Origin of the sequence: Streptomyces sp. MnatMP-M17, from assembly GCF_900091995.1 — a bacterium.
Taxonomy (GTDB): Bacteria; Actinomycetota; Actinomycetes; order Streptomycetales; family Streptomycetaceae; genus Streptomyces.
Window position 1 is genome coordinate 1 of sequence record NZ_FMDK01000399.1, and the last position, 3,774, is coordinate 3,774.

Annotated in this window: 2 protein-coding genes; both read right to left on the bottom strand. The window is 68.9% G+C overall.

Annotated elements, in window-relative coordinates; genetic code table 11:
- Positions 1-54: 54 nt before the first annotated feature.
- A complete protein-coding gene (locus GA0115259_RS18450; RefSeq protein WP_093598131.1) occupies positions 55-2,274 on the bottom strand; it encodes an NADP-dependent isocitrate dehydrogenase in 2,220 nt (739 codons plus the stop codon).
- Positions 2,275-2,387: 113 nt separating this feature from the next.
- Positions 2,388-3,620, bottom strand: coding sequence for a helix-turn-helix transcriptional regulator (locus GA0115259_RS18455; protein ID WP_093598134.1), 1,233 nt, complete (start codon positions 3,618-3,620; stop codon positions 2,388-2,390).
- Positions 3,621-3,774: the final 154 nt, after the last annotated feature.

Sequence of the window (3,774 nt, forward strand, 5' to 3'; positions counted from 1 at the left end):
CCGCCCTGGTCGGCAGCGCTGCCGACCAGGGCGGTCCCGTACGTACGGTACGGCTCAGGCGAGCGTCGCGATCGCCTGGTTGAAGGTGGCCGACGGACGCATGACGGCCGAGGCCTTCGCCGCGTCGGGACGGTAGTAGCCACCGATGTCGACCGGCGAGCCCTGCACCGCGATCAGCTCGTCGACGATGGTCTGCTCCTGCTCGGCCAGCGTCTTGGCGAGAGCCGAGAACGCCTCCGCCAGCTGCGTGTCCTCGGTCTGCTTCGCCAGCTCCTGGGCCCAGTAGAGCGCCAGATAGAAGTGGCTGCCGCGGTTGTCGATACCGCCGAGGCGACGGCTCGGCGACTTGTCCTCGTTGAGGAAGGTCGCGGTCGCGCGGTCGAGCGTGTCGGCGAGGATCTGGGCCCGCGCGTTGCCCGTGGTCTGCGCGAGGTGCTCGAAGCTGACCGCGAGCGCGAGGAACTCGCCCAGGCTGTCCCACCGCAGATAGTTCTCCTTGACGAGCTGCTGCACATGCTTGGGCGCGGAGCCGCCGGCGCCGGTCTCGAACAGTCCGCCGCCGTTCATCAGCGGGACGACCGAGAGCATCTTCGCGCTCGTGCCGAGTTCGAGGATCGGGAAGAGGTCGGTCAGATAGTCACGCAGCACATTGCCGGTGACCGAGATCGTGTCCTCGCCGCGGCGGATGCGCTCCAGGGAGAACGCGATCGCGTCGACCGGCGCCATGATCTCGATCCGCAGGCCCTCGGTGTCATGCTCGGCGAGATACGTCCTGACCTTCGCGATCAGGCTCGCGTCGTGCGCGCGGCCCTCGTCCAGCCAGAACACCGCCGGGTCACCGGTCGCACGGGCGCGGGTGACGGCCAGCTTGACCCAGTCCTTGATCGGCAGGTCCTTGGTCTGGCACATACGCCAGATGTCACCGGCGCTGACCACGTGCTCCAGTACGGCATCGCCGTTGTCGTCCACGACGCGTACCGTGCCCGTGGCCGGGATCTCGAAGGTCTTGTCGTGGCTGCCGTACTCCTCGGCCTTCTGCGCCATCAGACCGACGTTCGACACCGAGCCCATGGTCGACGGGTCGTAGGCGCCATGGGCGCGGCAGTCGTCGATCACGACCTGGTAGATACCCGCGTAGCTGCTGTCAGGGATGACCGCGAGAGTGTCGGCCTCCTTGCCGTCGGGACCCCACATATGACCGGAGGTGCGGATCATGGCCGGCATGGAGGCGTCCACGATGACATCGCTCGGTACATGCAGATTGGTGATGCCCCGGTCGGAGTCGACCATCGCCAGCGCCGGGCCCTCGGCCAGCTCGGCCTCGAAGGACGCCTTGATCTCCGCGCCCTCGGGCAGCGACTCCAGGCCCTTGAGGATGCCGCCGAGACCGTCGTTCGGGCTCAGACCGGCCGCGGCGAGCTTGTCGCCGTGCTCGGCGAACGTCTTCGGGAAGAAGGCCCTGACCACATGGCCGAAGATGATCGGGTCGGAGACCTTCATCATCGTGGCCTTCAGATGTACCGAGAACAGCACGCCCTCGGCCTTGGCCCGGGCGACCTGCGCCGCGAGGAACTCACGCAGCACCGCCACCCGCATCACCGACGCGTCCACGACCTCGTCCGCCAGCACGGGCACCGACTCGCGCAGCACGGTGGTGGTCCCGTCGTCGCCCGCCAGCTCGATACGGAGCGAGCCGGCCCGGGCGATCACCGCGGACTTCTCGGTGGAGCGGAAGTCGTCGGCGTCCATATGCGCGACATTCGTCTTCGAGTCGGCCGTCCACGCGCCCATCCGGTGCGGATGCGCCTTGGCGTAGTTCTTGACGGACGCGGGAGCGCGGCGGTCGGAGTTGCCCTCGCGCAGCACCGGGTTGACGGCGCTGCCCTTGACCTTGTCGTACCGCGCGCGGACGTCCTTCTCCTCGTCGGTCTTCGGGTCGTCCGGATAGTCCGGCAGCGCGTAGCCCTGCTGCTGGAGCTCGGCGATCGCGGCCTTGAGCTGCGGGATCGACGCCGAGATGTTCGGCAGCTTGATGATGTTCGCCTCGGGAGTCCCGGCCAGCGCGCCCAGCTCGGCGAGCGCGTCATCGATCCGCCGGCTCTCCTCAAGACGCTCCGGGAAGCCGGCGATGATCCGCCCCGACAGCGAGATGTCACGGCTCTCGACGGTGACGCCGGCCGTCGACGCGTACGCCTCGATCACGGGCAAGAACGAATACGTCGCGAGGGCCGGGGCCTCGTCGGTGTGCGTATAGATGATGGTCGAGTCAGTCACCGGTCGCTCCGCTCCACGTCTGCAACATTGCTCGACATCAAGATATCTCGTGACCCACCACTGTTCGACAGGGCCCTGTCTCACGAGGACGCGAACACGTCACGCCCGCCGCATCACGCCCGCCGCTCGTCCGGAGCGTCGTTGCGCATACGGCCGTCGGTCGTGAGCGGCGGATCGTCCAGTCGCGGCAGGTAGCAGCGCTGGAACAGCTCTCCCGTGAACTCGCGACGGCTCCGTACCCCTGCCTTGTCGAAGACCTTCCGCAGATGGTCCTGCACGGTGTACTCGCCGATGTGGAGCGAGTCGGCGACCTCGGCCGTCGAACGGCCGAGCAGTACATGCTGGGCGACCTGGCGCTCACGCGGAGTGAGACCGTACGCGTCGAGGACGATGGCGGTCAGTTCGCCCGGGCGGCTCGGCGCCAGCGAGACATAGGTGAGCGCCTCCGACTCCTCGCCCTCCGCCTTCTCGCGCCAGGCGCTGAGCGTGATCCAGTGGCCGGTACGGCTGATCGCGCGGGACTGCACCTGGACACCGAGGCCGGCGGAGCGGACCTTGTGGGTGAGCGCGTCGAGAGCGAACGGATACCGGTGCCCGGGAGCGGGATGGGCCTCTTGGACAAGGCTCAGCCAGCGCTCGGCGGTGGAGGTGCACAGCCGTATCCGCTGGTCGTCGTCGAGGATGAGCAGGCCGGCGGCGTCCGGTACGTCGTCACGGTCGATACCGCCGAGGAGGAGCGAGCGGCGCAGGGCGGTCGTGGCCGGTGCGCTGACGGAGGCGGCGAGGGCGACCTCGGCGGGAGTGAAGGGCCGCGAGCCGTCGGCACGGCACAGTACGAACAGTCCCCAGGTACGGGAGCCGTCGCGCAGGAGTACGCGTAATTCGTCCGAGAGCCCGGAGGGCCGGAGCACATCGCGGTAGTAGACGCTCTCCGCCACCCGGCCGGCCATGGAGTCGCTGAGCAGACTGACGGGCGTGGTACGGCGGGCGAGGGCGCGGATGTTGTCGACACCGGCCTGATCGGCGTGCTCGATCTCGAACAGGCGCGGCATCACACTCCGCGGAAATCCGTACTCGTGCAGACCTCCGGTGTCGAGGAGCGTCGCGGGATCGAGCATGACGGCGCACCAGATGTCGGCCGGGACGGCGGTGAGCAGGGCGTCGGCGGAGGCTTGGAGGACATCGAGCGCGCCGAGCGGTTCGGTGCCGCGCAGCCGGCGCGCGAGGGCGTCGGCCAGCGCGTCGCGGGCGGCGGGAGCGACCGCGGCTGCTCGGGCACCGGAACGGCCTGTACGACCGGATCCGGCGGTGTGGCGTTCGGGATCTGGGCGGGAAGCGGAAGTCACGCGAGCAGGCTAGGGCGACTCCCAGACATCTGGGATGGGAATGGCACAAAAGCCCGTCTAGTTTGGTACCTCCAACCGGGCGGCGTACGGGGGCAGTTGACGTAGCGCCACTCGCGCGGGCGTGCGCGCCGGGGGGCGCGCGAGCAATGGGGGA